This is a genomic window from Lamprocystis purpurea DSM 4197, assembly GCF_000379525.1.
Taxonomy (GTDB): Bacteria; Pseudomonadota; Gammaproteobacteria; order Chromatiales; family Chromatiaceae; genus Thiodictyon; species Thiodictyon purpureum.
This window is the reverse complement of sequence record NZ_KB902543.1, coordinates 1-21,284: the sequence shown is the minus strand read 5'-3', so window position 1 is coordinate 21,284 and position 21,284 is coordinate 1. Positions and strand designations below refer to the sequence as shown.

The window sequence follows — 21,284 nt, the reverse complement described above, 5'->3', positions numbered from 1 at the left end:
TCTCCGAGCCCTTTGCCTAAGCGAACCAGGGGCAGTAGCGGTTTTTTGGTGCCTAGCTCATCAGTATGTCGGACATGAAATAGCGGGATGTGATGAAAGAGAAAGTTTACCTCGACGCTACGATTCCAAGCTATCGACGCCAGAGCTTATTACGCCCCTTGAACTGTTCAGCGAGGAGCAATACTCATGATTGAGTCGGAAATCTTAAGAGAAAAGCACCGAATCCAAGTAGAGCTATCAAACGAAAGCGCTTCGATTCACGAGTATTTTATTCGTTCTCACGCCGCAGCGATGGAAATCGCAGAGTCATTCGGATTCCCTTTGAAATACGCTGACTTACCAAGAAAAGAAGGAATGAAAAGCCGGATCAGTCTTAAGCAAACTGAGGGCCAGTCAATAAATCGCTTAACATACCCCTGAAAAGCGAGGGCGCGCCACAACAGTTGTGCAAATACGCTAGCTCATCAGGGGCGCGCGCCGCCTTAGCCCGTTCGTTAGGCGAAGAAGCTAAACCAAACAGAACCATTGTAACGGACCTATGAAATTCGAGTGGAACAGACAGAAATCCGTCAGGAACGAACGGAAACACAAGATTACTTTTGGCGAAGCGATTAGCGTATTTCGCGACATTTTGTCCATTACTTATCCTGACACCGACCATTCAAGTGAAGAAGACCGTTTCCTATCTATCGGAATGTCAGACTCAGGTAACATCCTAGTCGTTTCACATACCTTTCGCGACGACATCATTCGGATCATCAGCGCAAGAAAGGCGACAACCAAAGAGCGCTCCTTCTATGAATACCAAGCGAGACATTAGGCAATCCGACAAAATGCGTGAAGAATATGATTTTGAAACCATGAAAGGCGGGGTCCGCGGGAAATATGCCAAGGCGTTTGAAGGCACGGCTACCACAGTCTTACTGGACGCCGACGTCGCTGAGGTTTTTCCGGATGCCAAATGTGTTAATGAAGCACTGCGGACTCTAGCCCGTGTGCTGCGTGCTCAAGAGAAGAACACCTAAGCGGCTAACGGCCATGGAAGGGAAATCAGCCGCCCCGGAAGATGAATGTCCCCCGTGGGAGCGGCGTCCCGCCGCGATGCGGTGCCGCGGTGATCTGCAACTACGCGCCCGGCCCCATCGCGGCGAGACGCCGCTCCCACGGGGTCGCTGCGCGACTTTTTCGGTAAGCCGGGTGCGCGGTTTTTTTGGTGGTTCTGTCCGCACCCCAATACCCCGTGCCCTTTCGACCTCCTCGTCTGCGTCCGCGTGAGACGTCGTTCAAGCCGGCGCCAGCCGGCTCATTCTTACACGTTGCGGCCTTACGGGCTCAACTTCCGAGGCCAGGATCGAGGCTGGACTTGCCATGGCAGATCGCTTGTGTAAGCTTGCGCAATAGGCGTTGAGATCATGCCGTATCCGGTGTGTAGGCATCCAGGCGACACCGACCACGCCAACGGCGTCACGATCCCCGATTTCCCCGGTTGTTTTTCAGCGGCCGCGGTGCGGATGCCATAACTCACCCGAGGTTGCGTGCTATGAACCCGCTCGTCATTGCCGTTGCCGCGAACGCGCGTCATGGCTTTTCCAAGCAGACCCGGCCGAGCATCCGTCTGCTGGCGGGGCTTGGAGTCGAGGGTGATGCGCATTGCGGGGTCGCCGACAGGCACCGCTTCCATGTCAGACCCATCCGGCCCGGCCGAATCTGCGGCAGGTGCATCTGATACAGAGCGAACTCTTCGCCGAACTGGTTGCGCACGGCTTCGCGATCGAGCCGGGCAGCATGGGCGAGAACATCACCACACGGGGCCTCGACCTCCTGTCGCTCCCGCGCGGCACCACGCTGTCCATCGGGGGCGAGGCCGTGATTCAGCTCACGGGTTTGCGCAGCCCCTGCTCCAAACTCGATACCTACCGGCCCGGACTCATGGCGGCGGTGCTCGACCGCGCGCCGGACGGCAGTCTCATCCGCAAGTCCGGGGTCATGGGTGTCGTCGTGAATGGAGGAACCGTCGTTACGGGGGACGCGATTCGACTGACCTTACCGGCCGATCCTCATCAAGGGCTCGAACCGGTCTAGCGCCTGGCGCTATCCGGAGTTCGGGTGGTAATCCCCAGCGGTTTGGGAAGAGCCTGGCGATTGAGGATCAGCCGTCTTCCGAACCGCCGACACCCGCCGCCAAACCCTCGGCCACCAGCGCGCGCAGCGTAATCAGCGCGGTAGTGAGTTCGCTGGAATCGCTGTCGCCCGGATAGACGACATAGGCCGGCAGCGTCAGGGTCGGCGTCCCCTGGATCCGATACAGACAGCCGCCGCGCAGATAGCCGGCGGCCACGCGCTCGGGCACGAAGCAGGTGCCGCCGTTGACGAGGATCAACTGTAGGCCGAGCCAACCGATGTTGGCGGTCTGCGCCGGCCGCTCCAGGTCGGGATAGACCTTGCGGTGCTGGGCGTAGAAGGTCGGCCCCCAATCCACATAGACATAGCCGTCGTCCGGCGGGGACCGGTCCGGCGCGTCGCCGACCAGGATCAGGGTCTCATCGAACAGGTGTTCGACCTGGATGCCCGCGCCTTGCTGGGGACTGTACATCAGGGCCAGATCCATGGTGCCGGCGATGATGCGGCGCATCAGATCCTCCTCGAAGCCGATCTCGGTGTTGAGCGAGATGTCCGGCGCCGCCGCACGCATGCGCCCGGCCCAGTGCGGGAGAAACGCGTCCCAGAGCGCGATGCGCGCGCCGATCGTCAGACTGGCGCGGAAGCGACTCGGCAAGCCGACATCGTGACGCGCCTGCTCAAAGGTCAGGAGCAGGGTCTTGGCGTGACGCAGGAAACGCTGTCCGGCCGGGGTGAGGCTGGCGCCCGAGCGATTGCGCACGAACAGCCGCGCGCCGAGTCCCTGCTCCAGGTTCTGGATACGCGCGCTGACGGTCGACTGCGTGACATGCACCCGCGCGGCGGCCTCCAGGAAGCTGCCGTGGGCGGCGACCGCGAGAAAGGTCTTGATCTGGTCGATCCCTCGGACTGGTCGGAGCACTTCGCGCGTGCCCTGGCCGCGCAGGAGGGGCTGACCCTGACCGGGGAGCACTGGGAGGTGATCCGCTTCCTGCGCGCGCGTTTCGCCCGCAACGGCATCCAGACCACCGTACGTGACATGATCGTTCACTTCCGCGAGGTCTGGGGACCCGAGCGCGGCAGCAACCGCTATCTTCACCAGATTTTTCCGCGCGGCGGACCACAGAAGCAGGGTAATCGGCTGGCGGGACTGCTGCGGACCAAGGGCGAGCATTGAGGCGATTGCGGACAGTTTGGATACCGGTCAGTGTAGGTGCGACTTCAGTCGCACCTGCGTCCGAATCGGTGCGACTGAAGTCGCATCGACATCCGAGCCGATGGTGAGTGGTATCGGGTGGTCCGGAAATCGCCTAAGCTGACGGTCACGCGCGGCCTTCGACTCCAGCCGCACCATCGCGATCGACGAACAGGCGTTACAACGCAGGAGAGTGGCATGACCGAGCACTTCACTGAGCAGGCCTTTCTGCCGCTCAATATCGCGATCCTCACCGTCTCGGATAGCCGGGGCGAGGACCAGGACACCTCCGGGCACTTTTTGCGGGACAGCGCCGAGACGGCCGGACATCGGGTCATCGCCAAGTTGATCGCGCCCGATGATGTCTATCAACTGCGCGCGGTCGTCTCGGGCTGGATCGCCGACCCTGAGGTCAACGTCGTCCTGAGCACCGGCGGGACCGGCGTGACCGGACGCGACAGTACCCCCGAGGCCGTCCGGCCGCTGTTCGACAAGGAGATCGAGGGCTTCGGCGAACTGTTCCGTCAGATTTCCTTTGCCGAGATCGGCGCCTCGACCATCCAGTCCCGCGCCTTCGCCGGCCTGGCCAACGGCACCTTTGTCTTCTGTCTGCCCGGTTCGACCGGCGCCTGCCGCACCGCCTGGGAACACATCCTGCTGCCGCAACTGGACATCCGCACCCGGCCCTGCAACTTCGCCCAGCTCATCCCGCGTCTGCGCGAGCGCTGAGGGGCGCGCCATGGCGACCCAGAACGACTGCGAATCGACCGCCGAGCGGCGTCCGACCCTGAGCAAGCAGGAAGCGATCGAGGTCCTGCTCACGCGGGTCCAGCCGATCACCGACCTTGAACGTATCCCGACCGAGTCCGGGCTCGGGCGCGTACTGGCCACCCCGGTGACCAGCACCATCCCTGTCCCCGGCTGGGACAACAGTGCCATGGACGGCTATGCCATCCGTCACGCGGATTTGGCCGCGCAGGACGGACGCCTGCGGGTCACCCAGCGCATCCCGGCCGGAATCACCGGCACTCCGCTGGAACCCGGTACCGCCGCGCGCATCTTCACCGGCGCGCCGGTGCCCGAGGGCGCCGACACCGTGGTGATCCAGGAGGTGTGCACCCGCACGGGCGAGACGGTCGTCATCCCGCTCGACGTCAAGGCCGGGGCGCATATCCGACGCGCGGGCGAGGACATCCAGGCCGGCGCGCGGGTGATCGCCGCCGGCACCCGGCTGGCGCCCCAGCATCTCGGGCTCGCCGCATCGGTCGGCGTGGCCGAGCTGCAGGTCTATCGACGCCTGAGGGTCGCCATCCTGGCGAGCGGCGATGAGTTGGCGATGCCCGGCGCGCCGCTGGGGCCGGGCCAAATCTACAATTCCAACCGCTATACGCTGCGGGGGCTGCTCCAGGGTCTTGGCTGCGAGATTCTGGATCTGGGCATCGTCGCCGACACCCTCGATGACACCATCGAAGCCCTGCGCCGTGGCGCGGCGGTGGCGGATCTGATCGTCGCCAGCGGCGGCGTCTCGGTGGGCGAGGAGGACCATCTCAAGCCCGCGGTGGAACGGCTCGGTCGTCTCGATCTCTGGAACATCGCCATGCGCCCCGGCAAGCCGGTCGCCTTCGGCCGGGTCGGCGAGACGCCCTTCTTCGGCAGCCCCGGCAACCCGGTGTCGCTGTTCGTGACCTGCTGTCTCTTCGCCCGTCCGCTCATCCTGCACATGCAGGGCGTGACCGGCGATCTGACACCACGCACACTCAAACTGCGCGCCGGCTTCGACTGGCCCAAGCCGGACCGGCGCACCGAATTCCATCGTGCCCGACTGGAGACCGGCGAGGACGGCGAACTGGAACTGGCGGTCTATCCCACCCGCTCCTCCGCGGTCCTGTCATCGGTCGCCTGGGCGGAAGGTCTGATCGAGATCGCGCCCGGCCAGGTGATCCGGCGCGGGGACCGGGTCGACTTCATCCCCTTCGCCAACCTCTTCCACTGACACTGCCACCATGATCCGCATCCTCTATTTCGCCCGCTTTCGCGAACAGCTCGGACTGGCCGAGGAAACCGTCGCCTGTCCGTCCGGGATCGCGACCGCCGCCGACCTGCTCGCCCACCTGCGCGACCGCGGCGGAGTCTGGGCCAATACGCTGCGCGAAGGCGAGCGGCTGATGATTGCCGTGAATCAGGAGATCGTTCGCCCCGAGGTCACGATTCGGGATGGTGACGAGATCGGGATCTTTCCGCCAGTCACCGGAGGGTAACGTCAGCAGTTCCAAATTTTGGTGGCCACCGTCAGCAGCGTTTGGGCGGCGAGGCTGATGGTGGATGCGCTGCGCTTATCCACCCTACAAAACCGGCGCCGCTGTAGGGTGGATAAGGCGCGCTTTTCGATGTCAGGGACCCGGCACGGCGGTGGCGCGCGCCGCATCCACCAGGGGTCGCGCGATGCCGCCCAAATTTGGAATTGCTGGGGGTAACACGCGACCAAAGGCCTTTGCCAAGACATCAGCGACCTGGCACAGAATCTCCGGCAACCGCCCAAGGGGCTTGCCGAAGCCATCGAGACGAAGGCAGCACGCGTGTACACTATCCTCGCTGGCCTCCTCGGCAGCATCCACGAAGTTGCCCTGCCCTACCGCAAATCCGCACGCAATCTGATCGCCTTTGCTTGGGAGGACGAGCCAGGCGCGCAAACATGATCCAGATCTCGATTCCCGGACCTAAGGTACAGGTATCTTACGTGTCATAAGGACAACGACGCCTTGAGTCTCTGAACCATTTAAACCTTGCGATGGACCCCGACCTCACGACATGAACGAACGGAAGCCCGGGCACAAGACCGGCGCCGCGACCAGCACCCTACTGCCGGAGCAGCGGCGTCACGACGTCCAGAAGCGCGACGCCGACCCGGAAAATCAGGAACAGAAATTGAGTGCCAGCGTTGCTGAAATCACAACCGCCATCGCGGATAAACGTAAGGAACTCCAAGACCTTCGAGCACGGATAGTCAAAGTTACGGAAAAACACGATCAGATCCTTGCCGAGATCAAGGCTGAGGCCAGCTCTATCCGTGAGCAGGAGACCGAGCAGCTTCGGCGTGAGCTTGTGGAGATACGTAACAGTTATGACGAGACGCTCAGGCGTCTGGCGAATCAGAGCCAACAACTAACCGACTCGGTCCAGAATCAGGCCGACCGTCTCTTTGAACTCAAACTCATTACCAAAGAGCAACGCGCCACACTCCTGGGTCTGCCCCAGTCGGATGCCGCGACGCCGACAAGCGACTGGCCCACCCTCACCGATCTGCAGGGAGGTTATCCCCAACTCGCCTCTCACCTCCAGCGCTATCTGTACCGCAAGCAGATCATCTATCCGCGCGCACTGCTTGCTACCTTCCATGCCTTGATGCTGACCGGCGACTTTATCATCCTTTCGGGCCTGTCCGGTTCAGGCAAGACCATGCTCGTCAAGTCCTATGCCAAAGCAACCGGGAACGTGGCGCACATCATTCCGGTCAAGCCCAACTGGACCAGTGCCGAGGACTTGATCGGTTACTACAATCCGTTGCAGCGCAGCTATCTCACCCCGCCCTTCCTCGATGCGCTCCTCACCGCGCAGCGCGATCCGCAGCGGTTGCACATCATCTGTCTCGACGAGATGAATCTGGCGCGTATTGAGTATTATTTTGCCGATTTTCTTTCCGCTTTGGAAGAACGCGACGAACCGCCGACCATCGCACTCTACGCGGACGAGGAAGCCGGGCATGTCCATACCGAATTCAAGCTGTTGGTCGACAGTCTGATGGACGCGGGCGCGGGCAAGGACCTGCAGGATCTCGATGCCGTCCTGGAAGATCGCGAGATCCTTGCCAAACTCAAGGACCGGCTCGGCATGGACGACGGCGAATCCGTTCTGCACACCCACGCCCGTTTGCGGCGCATGGTTGCCGGCGTACTCAAGGTGCCGTCCCGACTGCGTATTCCGACGAATGTCCGCTTTGTTGGAACGGTGAACATGGATGCGACCACCCACTACCTTTCGCCAAAGGTGCTGGACCGTGCCCATGTGCTTCAATTTCAAAGCCCGCTGAGCTATTGGCAACAAGTGATCAAAGAGATCGGCGACAGCCCCCTGCCTGAGACCGGCGTGTGCATTCCCGCGACTGAGTTCCCGCGCGAGCCCTATCCCCCGTTCGCTCCCCACACGACCGATGCGGTTTCGCAGGCGCTGATGCAGTGGGCCGATCGCTATCTGGAACCTATGGGGATCGAGATCGGATTGCGATTGATTCGGCAAGCCGCGGCCTTCCGACAACACCTCAGTCTGCTCCTGGAAGCAGGGATGTCGAGTGAAGCATGTGACGCCTTGGTACTGAACCAACTCATCAAGCAAAAACTGCTGCCGCGCTTTTCATTTGATGGAAAACAGCCATCACGACTGGGCACCTTAACCGTTGCAGCACTGGTTTCACAGTTTCAAGAGGATGTCGCCGATCGGTTAAAGGCGGCACCGGAGGCTGATGCCAAGGATGCACTACGAAAGCTGATCAAGCGCGCCGAAGCCAATGACGGAATCTACAATTACTGGGCCTGACCATGGCGCCACCCCCGTTTGAACTTCGCATCGTCCGGGTGACCTGGGAAACAAAAAATACCCCGTCGCGCATTGAACTCGCCCGCTCGCCCATCCAGTTGTTCGACGATGGCTCCGGCCGGTATACCGGCGAGACTTTCGCTTATCCCGAGGTCAGCCCCAGCCAGGTGGGTCAACTTGGCGTGACGGTGAACACGGATGATACGCCACTGCTGATACTCGCCGACGGTACATCCTGGCCGCTGAGCCCGGTACGCGCCGACGAGTCGCGCATCTGGTGGATCGAGAAAGGCGATTGGAACAAGCAACACCAAAGCCACGCACCCCTGACCCGAAATCATGCCGGTGCAGCGCGCTTACGGATTGGTGGCTATGAGGTGGATCTGCGAATTTCCATACCGGGCTTCAATCCCGATGAGTTTGAGACCTTGGTGGACGAGTTTCGAACCGGCCTGTGGCAACTCATCCTCGATACGAAGAGCCCGACCACCGTGACGGCGCAACGTCCCGCCGGCGGAGTCAATCAGGATTACCTTGCCGCGGTTCGCGACCATATCCGCTACGTGCGTCGTGCCCTGAACCGGCCGCACAGCGAATTGCGTGAGCACTTGGAAGCTCAACCGTTGGAGCGCGTGCGTCCGACCAACCGGACCTTTCAGGAGTTGGCCCTGCGCGGTTCACCGCGGCGGGTGACCGGCCGCGGTCATGCGCCGTCGTTCGATACCCCGGAAAACCGCCAGTTGCTCGGTATGGCGAGCCGACTGGATCTGTCGATTCAGGCATTGCGGCGTGCGGCCGAGTCCCGTACCCTGGAATTTCATCAACGAGCGGACGAGACGTGGCGGCGGGCGACGGAGTCGGATGGCGGTGCTCAAGTCTCACCCGAGCGTCTTCGCCAAGAGATCGCGGAATTGAAGGAGCAGTTTTCCGCGATGCAACAGTGTCGAACACGGTTGCTGAAAGGCAAGGTCGCGCATGGAGATGTAATGACCCTGCGAATCAGAGTCACAAGCGTGCCCAAGACAGGACACCACAACGAAGTCGGCTGCTTTTTCGACTGGCTTGACGAGGCTGATCATCCGCTCCCCTCCGACAAGAATCAGCGGTTGGTCTTTCGGGCGGATTGCGACGCAGTCACAGTGGTTTTCAGGAAGGGCGAAAGCTATACCGCGTCCGGCAGGTTTAACCCTGACTGGTCTTACGCCAATGACCAGTACCCCTGTGTCACCTATGAGGTCCTGCAACTTACAGCACTTGAGTCGGGATGGGAGCGCAAGGTCCAAGAAGAATTGCAGCGATTGGCTCGCGAACAAACGGCCATCGAACAGCCCGGCTATCGCCGCAGGCTCACCCAGAAACAACGACAGAATCAGGAACGCGACCAGCAATCCGAACTCCGCCGAGCCCAGCATGACCAAACTCAGTCCGATCACTGGACAAAGACGTCCACCGCGCTGAAGGATCTCGGTGAACAACTGGCACCGGTGCTGAGACGTGCCCGCGACCTTGGCATAGCGAGCACTCTGAGTCTGATTCCCACCGGCGCGATGGCCTATGTGCAGGATCCCGATTATCGCGGCGCGCTGGCGGCGTTTCGGCGCGCACTCGAAGCCGCCAACCTTGATCTTTCACTGTTGGATCGGCTCTTCCGCGAGGACAGGGTGGGGATACTGGATCTTCCGAGAGTCTACGAGCGCTGGTGTCTGCTCAAGATCGTGCGCGTGCTGACGGAAGAGTTTCAGTTGGTTCCGGAGCGGCGCTATCAAAGCGATCTGCTGACCGCCCTCGTTGGTCAATGGACTCAGGACAAGACACTAAGCATACGCTTCCATGATGTGACGGCGAACCGCACCCTTCTCTTGGAGTATGAGCCGCGACTGCTGATGAACGGCGAGCCGCGCACGCCGGATTTCGTCATCACTCTGATCGACCCCCGATTAACCGAAGCAACGCACATGGCAACCTTCGGACCCGCTGGTCGCCCGAAACTGATCATGGATGCCAAATTCAACCAGTTCGTGCCGATTGGCTCAGCGGAACCCGGACCGACTCTCGATGAAAAGCTGGCTGACCTGCTGGAAAAGGGTTATGACGAACAGGGCCGCAATCGCGTGTTCGTATTGCACCCCGGTCGGGATCAGAACTCGGTCCAAGAGTGGCAGCGCTATTGCCGCTATGGCGGCGGGCATTTCACGCCGGATCCCGCGACGCGGCCCGAATGGGATCAGGGGCATCCGAATCATCGCTTTGGGGCGGTACTTTTGCGTCCAGGCGCGACCGACCCGCTGATCCGGCTCATCATGATGCACCTGTTTCTGTTCGCCGACACCGACGCCGGGGCAAACTCAATCGTACCCTTCTGTCCGGCCTGCCGGGAAGTGGCTTTCAGCAAGTCCGAAACCGAGCACGAACACTCGCGCGGTCGGTCCCAGGCAGAACGGTGTTGCAATGAGCTGTGCGGACAACTCGTTGTCCAAAATTACTGCTGGAGTTGCAATACCAGCTTGTTCAAGCTCGGCGCCTACTGGACCTTTCATGACACACGGGCATTGAACCCCTACGATATCAAATGTCCTCATTGCGGCGAATACATGATCCAAGCCGAGTCAAGCGACCAAGCCGTGTCCGGGCACCCGACCTGGATTTAGCGCAGGCGCGGGCCGCCGGTCCGCATAGCGGACCCTACGGATCGCGGGCGTTGATCGTAATCCCGGCCAGCGGCGTGTGTAGTCAGGGCTTCCAGCCCTGACGGTGTCAGGCCAGGATGGCCTGACTACGCACCCGGCGAGCCCAAGTGGCCAGAATCTTGATCGAGGCCGGATCGCGGCCTTAACCCTTGGGTCCGCGGTGCGGACCGACGCGCTTGCGGCAATCGCCTAAGACGCCGCCGAGCGCATCCGCCGCTCCAGCAACGCAATGGTCGCGGCCAGTATCAGCGCCGTCCCCAACAGCAAGGCACCGACCCAGGGCCGCGACAACAGTTCCGGGGCGATCAGCATCACCAACCCCAATCCCAGCATCATGAAACCGGATAGCAGCTTGAGTATCCGCCCCTGCTGCTCGGTCAGCTTCCTGGTCCCCAGGGTGTAGGTGAAGACCAGGACGATGGTGAGCAGCGGCAGGATATAGATCAGGTTATAGAAGACCAGGTAGCCATAGTGGGCGGCCGGGGTCAGGTCGTTCAGGGTCAGCACGCGGGTGAAGACCATCGGGAAACCGGCGGTGCACAGGAGTTCATAGCTGTTGGCGGCGAGCGCCAGTACGACTGTACCGATCAGCATGGTCCCCAGCCGATCCGCCGTCACCAGGGTCCGCATCCGTTTGAAGAGTCCGGGTTTGGCGCCCTCCGGGATGGACAGGCTGGGACCCTGTTTGAACCAGAAGTAATCCTTGACGTTCAATCCCCCGATGACGAGCGCGACGGCGCCCGCAATGGTGGTGACCACCGGCGCCCCGCCCACCACCAGGAAGAGATTGAGCCAGGCCGCCATGAAGAGGAAATAGACCAGCCCGGAGAACAGCACGAAGGTACCGCCGATCAGCAGCATGCGGGCCCGACTGCGGGCGTGGACCAGGAGACTCAACAGAAACAGGAGCACAAAAAAGGCACAGGGGTTGAAGGCATCCAGCCCGGCGATGACCAGCGTGAACAGCGGCAGCGACAGCGACCCGGCGTCCAGGGTGCCGATGAAGGGCACCTCGATCGTCGGTGCCGGGGCGTCACCGGCGACCGCCGCCGCACCCTCACCCGCGGCGGCCTCCGCGCCGGTCGCCTGGCGGCAGAAGCGGGCCAGCCCGAGGATCCGTGCCCCCATGCCCTGCGCGTTGTCATAGCCGGTGAGCATCTGACCGCAAACGAAGAAGGCCGGCACCGAGCGCGCATCCTCGCCGAGCGCCTGGGCCATCTCGACATAGCGCTGGGTGTTCTCGCGGCTCTTGTTGATCTCGAAATCGCGAACCTCGATCCAGGGTTCCTGATCACGCAACTGCGCCAGAAACGGCAGCGCCTCGCGACAATGGGGACATTGCCTGGACCAGAAGACATAGATGGGAACGCGCGGCTGACCCGCGGCATCGGTCGCCAGCCACTCGATCGCGTCGGACGACGCGGTCTCGGCGTTCGCCCTCAACGCGGACCCGAGCAAGACCCCGAGTGCAAGCGACAGAAACAACAGGACACGACCAGTGAGACGAAAGTGCAGCATGACCCTACCCGAACAGCGGCGCGATGAAACCAGGACAACCCAGGCCACGGGGCCGGGCGCCTGGCTCGGGAAGATCGGCATTTTACCCCCGAAAGGTTGCCCCCAGTCGCTCGGGGGCGCCGGTCTCGCGTGTTATACGGAACGGTTTTCGGTTTTCTGTTTTTCGTTAGGGTTTATCAAGCATCGGGTTACGAAAAACGAGAAACGAAAAACCAACAACGATGGGTATAGAATGGACGCCCTGTGACTGCAGACGAACCCAAGCCGCCGCCGGCTGCTGATCCGCTATGACCACGATCGCTGCCGCGTCCGACCGTCCGGACGCTTCCCGAGCACCGTCGGCCAACGTAACGGCCCGCGCATCCACTCCGCGGAGCAACCCATGACGACACCCTGCGATACCCTGCTCACCGAGGTGGAATCGGACGTCCGCATGACCGCCGCCGCCATTGGCTTCGACCACCTCGCCCCGGCGGTCAGCGACGCCCTGCGCCGGGTGCCCCGCCACGCGTTCGTCGCGCCCGCTCAGCGCGACTTGGCCTACGCCAACTATCCCCTGCCCATCGGCAGCGGCCAGACTATCTCACAGCCCTATATCGTCGCCATCATGAGCCAACTGCTCGGGGTCGGCGCTGGCGATCGGGTCTTCGAGCTCGGCACCGGGTCCGGATATCAAGCGGCGGTGCTGGCCGCCCTGGGGGTGGCGGTCTACTCGATGGAGATCCTCCCGGAATTGGCCGAGCGGGCACGCATAACCTTGCAGGCATTGGGTTATGATCAGGTCCAGGTCCGCACGGGAGACGGCTGGCTCGGCTGGCCGCAGGCCGCTCCATTCGACGGCATCATCGTCACCGCCGCGGCCCCGCGCCTGCCCGAGGCCCTGCTCGACCAGCTCAAACCAGGCGGTCGACTGGTGATCCCGCTCGGTGCGCCCGGGGGCAACCAGGAACTCGCTTTGTATCGGAAAGGGCCGGCCGGGGCTGTCACCGGCCACAACCTGCTGCCGGTCCGCTTCGTGCCGGTAACCGGTGGACTGGGTCGGTCAGCGCCCCCTTCGGACAAAGAATCCTCGCCGCCCTGATCTTGGAAAACATGATTAGGCGATTTCTGTCAATCGCCTTAGCTCGTCAGAATCCCGCGACAGAAGCTTCCACGCCGGTCCGCTCGTCTTCTTTCACGTTCTCGTGGACATTCCTCATGGGCACCATCGTGGCATCGCGGCCTTCGATAAAGCTTTGATCGCGGACAATCATCCAATAGGCTTTGTTCATCTCGAGAGCACGCAGCTTTGAAGCAAACAGCAGCGTCGAGATATCCTCACGCAACCGATCCAGCATCTCCGGTTTCAGCTTGCCGTCCGGGTGATAGAACTTGTCCATCACCTCCAGGTTGTTGCGGAATTCGTCACCCGCGCCATTGGTTTTCAGGTAGAAGGCATATTCCGGCTCGCCGTCGGAGCGGATAGGTTCCGGCACACCACGGAGACTCTTCTGTGACCAGTGATACCAACCTTTCTGGTAGGCGCCGGCACAGTCGAGCTTACGGTGGAACGAGAAGATACCATCCCGATTGGCGCCGATGCCGCCGTGGCACCCAACGCAAAAGACCAGTTCCTCGTAGGTCTGGGGACGCAGTTCGCCCTGGGAATCCTCGATCATAGCGGCATAAGTCCAGCCCTGCCCGTTGCTGACACCGGCCTCGATGTTGCCGCGCACGGTGCGCAGACGATCGGGAAAGTCGTGCTTTTCCTTGATCTCCTTTAAGGCCAAGTTTTCCAGGTCGGCGTAGCTCGCCCAATAACGCTTCCTCGCATAACGCACTTCCTTCATGCGCGGCGCCAGTAGATTGTCGCCGGCCTCGTTCACATCGATGTAGCGTACCGTGTGAAGAAACTCGGTGCCTTCCGGATAGAGTCCGGCGGCCAGATGGACCCGGCCCGCCTTTTGCTCATCCAAGGCCTTACCGACGTACCACATGTATTGCTCCGTGAGGGGCGCCCAGTGGTAGGCGATCTTCGTTGCCGTGGCGATCTTGCCGTCCTTGTCCAGGTCAACGCCTCCCAACGCGAGTTCATCCACCGCGTCGATGGGGACATCCTTTTCCTGGAGCATGGCTTCGACGATGGCCAGATTGGTCTTGTAGACGATCAGCTCCTCCTTGCCATCAATGCCAGTGCGAAAGGCCTCGGGTAGGCGGATCAGCACGTCGTCGGTCGAGCCATTGGTTGGCCAGAAAGTACCTGGGAAGGGGTAATAGCCGAAAGCGCGCCAGCCGGTCGGACGGCCCTGAGCATCGCGGTCGAAGCCTTCAGCGTCGAAGACGAAACGGGCGTCGGGCACAAAACCCTCCCACGTGCCGTTGCCGTCGTAGTCCCAGTGGGCGGGTACCTTGCCCAACCTGTCGGCAGGGACGATGCGGCCTCGGGCATCGAGATAATTACTGCTGCGGACGTAAGTCAGAACCTCCTCGTCGCCGATCGTTGCCGCCGCGTCGCGACGATCTTTGAATAGATTTTTCCAGGGATTGGTTCGCGGGACCTCGGAAAAGTCGTAACCGAGTTGCAAATCGGAGTCGTTAATAAAATTTGGCCGCCGCGGTCTGGTATGGCAGCTGAAGCAGGGGTTGTGCACCCCACCCTGCTCATCGCGGGTCTTGGTGTAGCACTGGGACGGGATGTAGGCGGCCGGACTGTGCAGGATACGCGCTTTCAACGACGCAGGATCGCCCCGCTCCTCCAAGGCGTGGCTTAGGTTCCCAGTGCCAAGCACCAGTGCCAACAGAGCGGTGAACGAGGAGATGATCTTCATGCGCTTTCCTCACGGAACGAAAAAGCGGGGACCCGAAGGTCCCCGCGTTGCATAGCATTGCACCATGAATGCCGGTCAGTCACTCGCCGGGGCCATGGGGGGATTGCTCGACTCAATCGCCATCGTGATCGCCATAGTTATCGCCAGGCGAGGGTTCGCCATCCATCTTCGGAAGCGGGCCGATGAAACCGGTATAGGCGCGAGCTTGGCTGGGATCCTCCAGTTTGTCCGTGTCGGACTCGCCGTAAGGGTGCTGCACGACCGCCATAATATAAGCATGACCGTCGATGTCGGGATAGAAATAGGGCGAGGTTGTTTCGGACCCGTAGGGCGTGGTCAGGATGCGGGTCAGCTTGCGGCTGCCCAGATCATAGGACCAGATCATGTCGTTCTGGTGGCCGCTTCCGGAGTCTTCGCCGATGATCAAGGTGTTGTAGCGGCGCAGGTAGGTCAGGTTGTCCGGGTTGGCGATACCAGCCACGTCGCAGGTGTTACCGGCGTAGATATCACCCGCGGGATAGGATGTTGGCGTGCCTGCCACCAAGCCGACCATATTGGTCGCGGTGTAGGTGCTATCTACGTCCAACACGTACACGCCACCGCAGTTATTCTTGGCGACGCGGATGCTGTTCGGGCCACCCACATCGGAACCGGTGTTGTCCTCCATGCCTTTATTGATCTCGGACATGGCGATGAAGAGCTGCCGGGTGTGGGGCTTGAAGGTGATGCCTTCCATCTTGCGCCACTCGGTGGTGGCACCTTCCATGGCGGCCCAGCGGCGGGTTTCCAGGCGGGAGGCAATGGCCTCGTCGGCAGCGTCGATCGCGCCGTCGCCGTTCACGTCCCGGAGCTTCAGGCACTGGTGAATGGCGCCCTCGTGGCCGGCGTTGATCGAGGTGAAGCCCGCCGCGCAGGTATCGGCGACGGGAGTGCTTTCCTCAAAGATGTCGGCGAACTTGTACTTGCCGATCCATTCCTTGACCTGCGCATCGGTGGCGTGGCCCAGGCTGATCCAGTTCAGCGTGGCCTCACCCATACCCTCCCCGCTCTTCTGGCTCCACTGGGCGGCCCACAGGTTGCCCGCGCCAAGATCGCCTTTCTGATCAGCGACGAAGCGGAACAGTCCGATACTGGTGCCATCGTCGGACATGTAGGCGGTCTTGTTGTCCGGCATGACGTAGGCCAATTCCAGGGCCATACGGCCCATGGCGTAATGCTTGACCACGTCCGCATCACGGAAAGTGTCAACCTTCACCTCGACCGGATAACCATAGTCATAGGGATTGACGACCACTCCCGCGTCGGCTGGAGCCGCGCCGAAGTAGGCGGCCATCGCAGCGTTGTATTCGCTGATGGTGGCGTCGCGCCACTGCTTCGCATCCGGCTCGTATTCCTCGGAACCCAAGTGAGTACCCCAAGGGGTCACGCTGCCGGCGCAGTGCACCCAGCCGCCATTGACATGGGAGAAGTCCAAGGCACGGGTGCGCAGAGCCGTCAGCTCGCCGTTGCCCTCCTGCTTGAGCTGAGTCAGGTACATGGCGCCGGGCCGGGACTCGAAATGGGAGACCATGAACAGGTCGTTCTTGTCCTTCCCGTGCAGCAGAGAAGCGAAGTCGTTGTCGTTGGAAATGAATGGGGAGCCGTCCTCCGCCTTCAACTTAGATCCATCCTTGTCGAAAATCTGTCCGTAAATTCCCCTGCCTGCCCTGTCTCCAGAGCGCAGAATGGGGTGGAAGCCGATATTGACCGTCGTGTCATCAACCGTGACGGAGGGCGAGGTCCGGACTTGCCGTTTCTCAGCGTCGGTCGTAGGTACTGTAACCTCAGTGAATGCGATGGTGCCCGCATGGGCTTGCACCATGCCGCCGAGGGTTGCCGCAACGGCCAGAGTGATCAGCTTGATTTTCATCGGTTAAATCCAGGAAGATGAGAAAAACGCGGAGAGCGCCGCGCGGATCGGGTGCGCGCGGACGCCCTTGCCTGGACGCGGATGTTAAGTGACGAATATTTCTTTCTGATGAAGGATTCAAGAAATCCGAGCGAAGCGCTCGGTTGCGATTGGTGATCCTGCTCGGTCGCCTGGTGGCGACCAGGAACCCGCTCGCTATCGGCAAGGGCCGGCCGGCGCCGTCACCGGACACAACCTGCTGCCGATCCGGTTCCTGCCGGTGACCGTCGGACTGAGTCGCGCACGACTGCCTTCGGACGAACGATCCTTGCCGTCCTGATCTTGGCAAACATGACCCACCACGCACGACGGGCGTCGCCCGTGGGAGCGGCCGGAGACTTTCAGGGTTAACATGCCCGCGGCAGCGAAGACGCCCTGACACGCGCCCCGGCGGCTCAGGAACCGTTCACTGAAGCGAAACAAGTCCCTAAAGGGAACGCCGTCAGCGTCTCGGTCGTTGTCGTTGTCGTAATCGAGTTTACGATGTCCGCGAGAATGCTCTCACACCGCGTCCTTTTGCTGTCCGAGCGTCCGACTACGACAACGAGGCCTCGATCAAGATTCCGGCCACTTGGGCTCGCCGGGTGCGTAGTCAGGCCATCCTGGCCTGACACCGTCAGGGCTGGAAGCCCTGACTACGCACGCCCCTGGCCGGGATTGCGATCAAGGCCGACAACGACAACGATCGTACTTACTGCTTAACTTATCGTTAACTCGTTACTTATTGAAGCATCAACAGGAGTATCACGGTGGAAACCATCGCCGTCATCGATTTTGAGACCACCGGCCTGTCGCCGGATTGCGGTGATCGCGCCACCGAGATTGCCGCCGTGTTGGTGCGCGACGGGCAGATCGTCGCTCAGTATCAGAGCCTCATGAACGCCGGGGTGGCGATCCCCGGGTTCATCACGGGTTTTACGGGGATCACCAACGCGATGGTGCGCGCGGCGCCGCCGGCCCGGCAGGTGATGGCCGAGGTGGCGGACTTTGTCGGCGACTATCCGCTGGTGGCCCACAACGCCTCGTTCGACAGCAAGTTTTGGGACGCCGAACTGGCACGCATCGGGCGCGCCCGATGCCAGGCCTTCATCTGCTCGATGCTGATTGCCCGGCGCGTGCTGCCGCAGGCGCCCAACCATAAGCTCGGCACATTGGTCGACTATGCCAAATTGCCGGTGACCGGGCGCTATCACCGTGCCCAGGCCGATGCGGAGATGACCGCGCATCTGACCCTGTATCTGGAACAGGAACTGATGCGGCGATTCGGGCTCGGGACAGTGTCCTGCCAATTGCTCGCGAAGATCCAACGCACACCGGCCAGCCGGCTTGAAGACTGCGTTGCGCGCTTTGAAAAGGCGTGCGCCTGAAAGGTCTATCGCACCATTCCACGAGCAGATGATGACGACCAGCCAACGCTTCTCGATTGTGGTCGATGACCGCGAGTCGGCCGGCTCCGTACTCGCGGCGCTGCAACAGCGGGCCGACGTGCTGACGCGGGTGGAGCGACTGCCCGTCGGCGATTATCAGGTGGACGACAGCCTGCTGTTCGAGCGTAAGACGCTGCTGGACCTGGTGGCCTCGATCAAAGACGGGCGCCTGTTCTCCCAGGGGCTGCGGCTTGCCAACGCGCCCCTGCGTGCCGCGCTGATCCTGGAGGGTCGCGCGCGGGACCTGGCGCAGAGCCACATGCGGCGCGAGGCGATCCAGGGCGCGCTGGTCAATTTGACCCTGTTTCTCGGCATCCCGCTGCTGCGGTCCATGGACGCGGAGGAGACCGCGCGCCTGATGCTGTTTGCTGCGCGGCAGGCGCGCGTCCGCGCGGTCGGCACGCTGCCCAGGCCCGGTCGACGCCCGCGCGGCAAGGCACGGGTGCAGAGCCGGGTCCTGCAGGGGTTGCCGGGGATCGGGCCGGAGCGGGCGCGGCGGCTGCTGGAACAATTTGGCTCGGTCGAGGCGATCATGGCCGCTCCGGCCGACGCGCTGGCGGCGGTGCCTGGGATCGGCCCGACCACCGCGGGTTCGATTCGATGGGCGGTTGAGGACCCGCGCCCTGATTACCAACTGTTAAGCCCGAACGGCGCCGACTGGATCGGCGTGGTGTAGTCCGCAATGCCGCCGGAGCGCACGCGCGGTCACGTGCGCTTGAGGCTGACGGCACCGGGCCGTATTGTGCAACCGTCTTCATCGCCAGGCTGCCCGACCATGCTCCGTATCCGCCCACTCCCCGCCTTTGACGACAACTACATCTGGCTGTTGACCGAACCGCCCGGCGGCGACGCCGTGGTGGTGGACCCGGGAGATGAAGACCCGGTGCTGGAAGCCCTGGCCGTTGCGGGACTGCGGCTCACCGCCGTGCTGGTGACTCACCATCACGGCGACCATGTCGGCGGACTCGCGGAGCTGCGCCAGGCGTTCCCTGAACTCGCCGTCATCGGTCCCCGCGAACCGCGCATCCGCGCACTGACTCGGCAGGTCGGCGAAGGCGATCAGGTGCAGCCGCCGGGTCTGAGCACCCGCTTCAGCGTGCTGGAAGTCCCTGGTCACACCGCGAGCCACATCGCCTTCCTGGCCGACGGCGCGCTCTTCTGCGGCGACACGCTCTTCGCCGGCGGCTGCGGCCGGGTCTTCGACGGCACCTTCGCGCAATTGTCCGCCTCGCTGCGGCGTATCGCCGGCCTGGACCCGACGACCCGCTGCTACTGTGCACACGAATATACCCTGGCGAATCTCGGCTTCGCCCGCTGGGTGGAGCCGGAGAATCCGGCCCTGCGCGCGCGCACCCAGACCGCCGAAACGACGCGTGCCGCGGGTTTGCCGACGGTTCCTTCCAGCCTGGCCGAGGAACTCGCCACCAACCCCTTCCTGCGCACCGGCGAGCCCGGCGTGATCGCCGCGGCCGAGCGCTTCGCCGGGCACCCGCTCGTCGGCCACGCGGCGGTGTTCACGGCCCTGCGGCAGTGGAAGGACACCAAGTACGATTGAGCCCGGAACGCGCGCGATCGGGCTGCGGCACACCCGGCACACGGCGCTTGAGCAGCAAGGTCGTGAGGAAAGCGGCCAAAGCGATCGAAGCCATCTCGCTTCGTCAGGTCGCCTGCCCTATGCTTCAGCATCGGTTCTTTTTTCGGAGCGATTTCCGATGCAGCCCCAACGCCACGTCCGCCTGTTTCGCAACGGGCGCACCCAAACCCTGCGCATCCCTCACGAGTTCGAGCTCGACGCGGACGAGGCGACCATTCGCAGGGACGGCGAGCGCCTGATTGTCGAACCGGTGAAGCGCCGTCCGGACCTCGCCTCCTTGCTCGCCGGCTGGGAGCCGCTCGATGAGCCCTTCCCCGACGTGGACGAAGGTCTGTTGCCCTTGGACGACATTCGCCTTTAAGCCATGGGTGGGCTGCGCTATCTGCTCGACACCAAAATCCTTTCCGCGCGTGCGATCATCCCCAGCAGGGATGAGATTCTGTGTCGGCCGGGCAATATCGTCGTCGCATATCCAGGTAAAGACGTGCCGGGGCATTCAGTTGTCGCTGACGAACTCGTCGCCGATAAGGACAGCCTCGGGGACTGCCGCTGCAATCGGGCGAGCAGCGCCGCCGCGACGACGACATCCATTTCTGTCTGCGCGACGCGGCGCCCGACGCCTGGGAACGCCGCGTCATTATCAATCCGCTGACCAGACGCCGCGGCCAGGACGCCGCGCTGGTCGAGTTCGACGAACTGACCTACCTGTTGGGGTCAGGTTCCGACCGGATCGGGGCCCTGGATTTCCAGGCCTCGCCATCCGTCTACCAGCCGCGCGTATCCATCGAGGCCAGTCTGGACGCGGTGCTGGTAATGGGTGCTCGGAATGGACGCTGATCGGCATCAATCAGGACTCGACTAGCCGTCAGCAATCGGCCAAATCCGGCCACCCGGTCGAGACCTGCGAGCGTCTCCTAGACGCGCATTGCAGACGCTGGCGGTCACGCTCCCGATAGGCCGGCTAGAACCCGTTTCGGACCTTGCGGGTCAGGGATAACGGACCGACGCTCAGCGGCCGGGGCGGCATCCGGCTCGCACCTGAATCACGAGTGGCGCGACGCCACCCCGGTCCGCCGCAGCGTTTGGTTAGCGGGCCTCGTCGTGATCCGGCGCCTACTGCACCAGTTCAAAATCGCCCGGCTTCCAAGTCTTGTCAAACCACGGCTGCAATGGGCCGTACAGGCGCAGGAGCACGTTGTAGCTCTTGCCCGGCATGGTCTGGATCCAGTTGCCNTCGTGCCCCTTCTGCGGCGAGGGCCCGAACCACACGGTATACGAACCGTCCGAATTCGGTTTGAGCGCCGGGTTATTGCTGTCCACGCCGGCAAGCTTCTGGTCGGTTTCAAGCATCGATCGGTGCTGCCCCGAATACACCGTGAATGACCAGAAGTTGTTCGCGG

General features: G+C 62.4%; 24 protein-coding genes. 18 read left to right on the top strand and 6 right to left on the bottom strand.

The genetic code is table 11. The annotated features are described in order from the left end of the window. The first annotated feature begins 186 nt into the window (after nt 1-186). The 6 genes from A39O_RS39415 to A39O_RS35440 all read left to right on the top strand — a co-directional run bounded on the left by A39O_RS39415 (nt 187) and on the right by A39O_RS35440 (nt 2,082). Complete coding sequence (locus A39O_RS39415) at nt 187-420, top strand: hypothetical protein (protein ID WP_083924917.1); 234 nt, start codon at nt 187-189, stop codon at nt 418-420. A gap of 118 nt (nt 421-538) precedes the next feature. Then, the gene (locus A39O_RS39410) at nt 539-820 is read left to right on the top strand and encodes a BrnT family toxin (RefSeq protein ID WP_083924916.1); all 282 of its coding nucleotides are present in this window, start codon (nt 539-541) and stop codon (nt 818-820) included. Next, nucleotides 798-1,025: a hypothetical protein gene (locus A39O_RS0127130; RefSeq protein ID WP_026199774.1), complete on the top strand. Its 228-nt coding sequence runs from the start codon at nt 798-800 to the stop codon at nt 1,023-1,025. The genes A39O_RS39410 and A39O_RS0127130 overlap by 23 nt, the downstream gene beginning before the upstream one ends. A gap of 387 nt (nt 1,026-1,412) precedes the next feature. Next, the gene (locus tag A39O_RS41325) at nt 1,413-1,520 is read left to right on the top strand and encodes a type II toxin-antitoxin system HicB family antitoxin (protein WP_245561993.1); all 108 of its coding nucleotides are present in this window, start codon (nt 1,413-1,415) and stop codon (nt 1,518-1,520) included. Between the two features lie 20 nt (nt 1,521-1,540). Next, nucleotides 1,541-1,726 carry a hypothetical protein gene (locus A39O_RS42985; RefSeq protein WP_245561992.1) on the top strand — a complete coding sequence of 62 codons (186 nt, stop codon included), beginning with the start codon at nt 1,541-1,543 and terminating at the stop codon, nt 1,724-1,726. Beyond that, nucleotides 1,717-2,082: an MOSC domain-containing protein gene (locus A39O_RS35440; protein ID WP_020507804.1), complete on the top strand. Its 366-nt coding sequence runs from the start codon at nt 1,717-1,719 to the stop codon at nt 2,080-2,082. The genes A39O_RS42985 and A39O_RS35440 overlap by 10 nt, the downstream gene beginning before the upstream one ends. Nucleotides 2,083-2,149: 67 nt before the next feature. Here the strand turns inward: A39O_RS35440 and A39O_RS35435 are convergent, their stop codons facing one another. Next, nucleotides 2,150-3,010, bottom strand: coding sequence for a LysR family transcriptional regulator (locus tag A39O_RS35435; RefSeq protein ID WP_051088895.1), 861 nt, complete (start codon nt 3,008-3,010; stop codon nt 2,150-2,152). Between A39O_RS35435 and A39O_RS0127115 the strand changes: the two genes are divergently transcribed. The 5 genes from A39O_RS0127115 to A39O_RS0127090 all read left to right on the top strand — a co-directional run bounded on the left by A39O_RS0127115 (nt 2,948) and on the right by A39O_RS0127090 (nt 7,903). Further along, on the top strand, nt 2,948-3,295 hold the full coding sequence (locus A39O_RS0127115; RefSeq protein ID WP_020507802.1) for a TusE/DsrC/DsvC family sulfur relay protein: 348 nt from the start codon (nt 2,948-2,950) through the stop codon (nt 3,293-3,295). The two genes, A39O_RS35435 and A39O_RS0127115, sit on opposite strands and share 63 nt — an antisense overlap. A gap of 216 nt (nt 3,296-3,511) precedes the next feature. Further along, nucleotides 3,512-4,042, top strand: a complete 531-nt coding sequence (gene moaB, locus A39O_RS0127110; protein ID WP_020507801.1) for a molybdenum cofactor biosynthesis protein B — start codon at nt 3,512-3,514, stop codon at nt 4,040-4,042. 10 nt (nt 4,043-4,052) lie between these two features. Continuing rightward, nucleotides 4,053-5,306 (top strand): molybdopterin molybdotransferase MoeA, encoded by a 1,254-nt coding sequence (locus A39O_RS0127105; RefSeq protein ID WP_020507800.1) that lies wholly within the window; start codon nt 4,053-4,055, stop codon nt 5,304-5,306. A 10-nt stretch (nt 5,307-5,316) separates the two neighbouring features. Next, nucleotides 5,317-5,571 (top strand): molybdopterin converting factor subunit 1, encoded by a 255-nt coding sequence (gene moaD / locus A39O_RS0127100; RefSeq protein ID WP_020507799.1) that lies wholly within the window; start codon nt 5,317-5,319, stop codon nt 5,569-5,571. Between the two features lie 550 nt (nt 5,572-6,121). Continuing rightward, a complete protein-coding gene (locus A39O_RS0127090) occupies nt 6,122-7,903 on the top strand; it encodes an McrB family protein (RefSeq protein WP_020507797.1) in 1,782 nt (593 codons plus the stop codon). 356 nt (nt 7,904-8,259) lie between these two features. Here A39O_RS0127090 and A39O_RS41320 read toward each other — a convergent pair whose 3' ends face one another. Then, complete coding sequence (locus tag A39O_RS41320) at nt 8,260-8,511, bottom strand: hypothetical protein (RefSeq protein ID WP_157640451.1); 252 nt, start codon at nt 8,509-8,511, stop codon at nt 8,260-8,262. A gap of 54 nt (nt 8,512-8,565) precedes the next feature. Between A39O_RS41320 and A39O_RS0127085 the strand changes: the two genes are divergently transcribed. Next, nucleotides 8,566-10,551, top strand: coding sequence for a hypothetical protein (locus A39O_RS0127085; RefSeq protein WP_157640450.1), 1,986 nt, complete (start codon nt 8,566-8,568; stop codon nt 10,549-10,551). Nucleotides 10,552-10,779: 228 nt separating this feature from the next. Here A39O_RS0127085 and A39O_RS0127080 read toward each other — a convergent pair whose 3' ends face one another. Then, on the bottom strand, nt 10,780-12,108 hold the full coding sequence (locus tag A39O_RS0127080; RefSeq protein WP_020507795.1) for a glutaredoxin family protein: 1,329 nt from the start codon (nt 12,106-12,108) through the stop codon (nt 10,780-10,782). A gap of 382 nt (nt 12,109-12,490) precedes the next feature. Between A39O_RS0127080 and A39O_RS0127075 the strand changes: the two genes are divergently transcribed. After that, complete coding sequence (locus A39O_RS0127075) at nt 12,491-13,189, top strand: protein-L-isoaspartate(D-aspartate) O-methyltransferase (protein WP_020507794.1); 699 nt, start codon at nt 12,491-12,493, stop codon at nt 13,187-13,189. Nucleotides 13,190-13,235: 46 nt separating this feature from the next. Here the strand turns inward: A39O_RS0127075 and A39O_RS0127070 are convergent, their stop codons facing one another. After that, nucleotides 13,236-14,915, bottom strand: a complete 1,680-nt coding sequence (locus A39O_RS0127070; protein WP_020507793.1) for a hypothetical protein — start codon at nt 14,913-14,915, stop codon at nt 13,236-13,238. A 112-nt stretch (nt 14,916-15,027) separates the two neighbouring features. After that, entirely contained in the window at nt 15,028-16,824 is a 1,797-nt protein-coding gene (locus A39O_RS0127065; RefSeq protein ID WP_020507792.1) for a PhoX family protein, read from the bottom strand. A 770-nt stretch (nt 16,825-17,594) separates the two neighbouring features. On the opposite strand from A39O_RS0127065, the gene A39O_RS0127060 reads away from it, so the two are divergent. The 5 genes from A39O_RS0127060 (at nt 17,595) to A39O_RS41315 (ending at nt 20,536) form a co-directional block, all read left to right on the top strand. Continuing rightward, nucleotides 17,595-18,230, top strand: a complete 636-nt coding sequence (locus A39O_RS0127060) for a 3'-5' exonuclease (protein WP_322786464.1) — start codon at nt 17,595-17,597, stop codon at nt 18,228-18,230. A gap of 31 nt (nt 18,231-18,261) precedes the next feature. Beyond that, nucleotides 18,262-18,966, top strand: coding sequence for an ERCC4 domain-containing protein (locus A39O_RS0127055; protein ID WP_040528905.1), 705 nt, complete (start codon nt 18,262-18,264; stop codon nt 18,964-18,966). A 99-nt stretch (nt 18,967-19,065) separates the two neighbouring features. Next, nucleotides 19,066-19,845 (top strand): hydroxyacylglutathione hydrolase, encoded by a 780-nt coding sequence (gene gloB / locus A39O_RS0127050; RefSeq protein ID WP_020507789.1) that lies wholly within the window; start codon nt 19,066-19,068, stop codon nt 19,843-19,845. 157 nt (nt 19,846-20,002) lie between these two features. Next, complete coding sequence (locus A39O_RS0127045; protein WP_020507788.1) at nt 20,003-20,245, top strand: antitoxin; 243 nt, start codon at nt 20,003-20,005, stop codon at nt 20,243-20,245. 3 nt (nt 20,246-20,248) lie between these two features. After that, complete coding sequence (locus A39O_RS41315; RefSeq protein WP_157640449.1) at nt 20,249-20,536, top strand: hypothetical protein; 288 nt, start codon at nt 20,249-20,251, stop codon at nt 20,534-20,536. Between the two features lie 461 nt (nt 20,537-20,997). Here the strand turns inward: A39O_RS41315 and A39O_RS35430 are convergent, their stop codons facing one another. After that, the gene (locus tag A39O_RS35430; protein WP_083924521.1) at nt 20,998-21,234 is read right to left on the bottom strand and encodes a DUF1214 domain-containing protein; all 237 of its coding nucleotides are present in this window, start codon (nt 21,232-21,234) and stop codon (nt 20,998-21,000) included. Between the last annotated feature and the right edge of the window lie 50 nt (nt 21,235-21,284).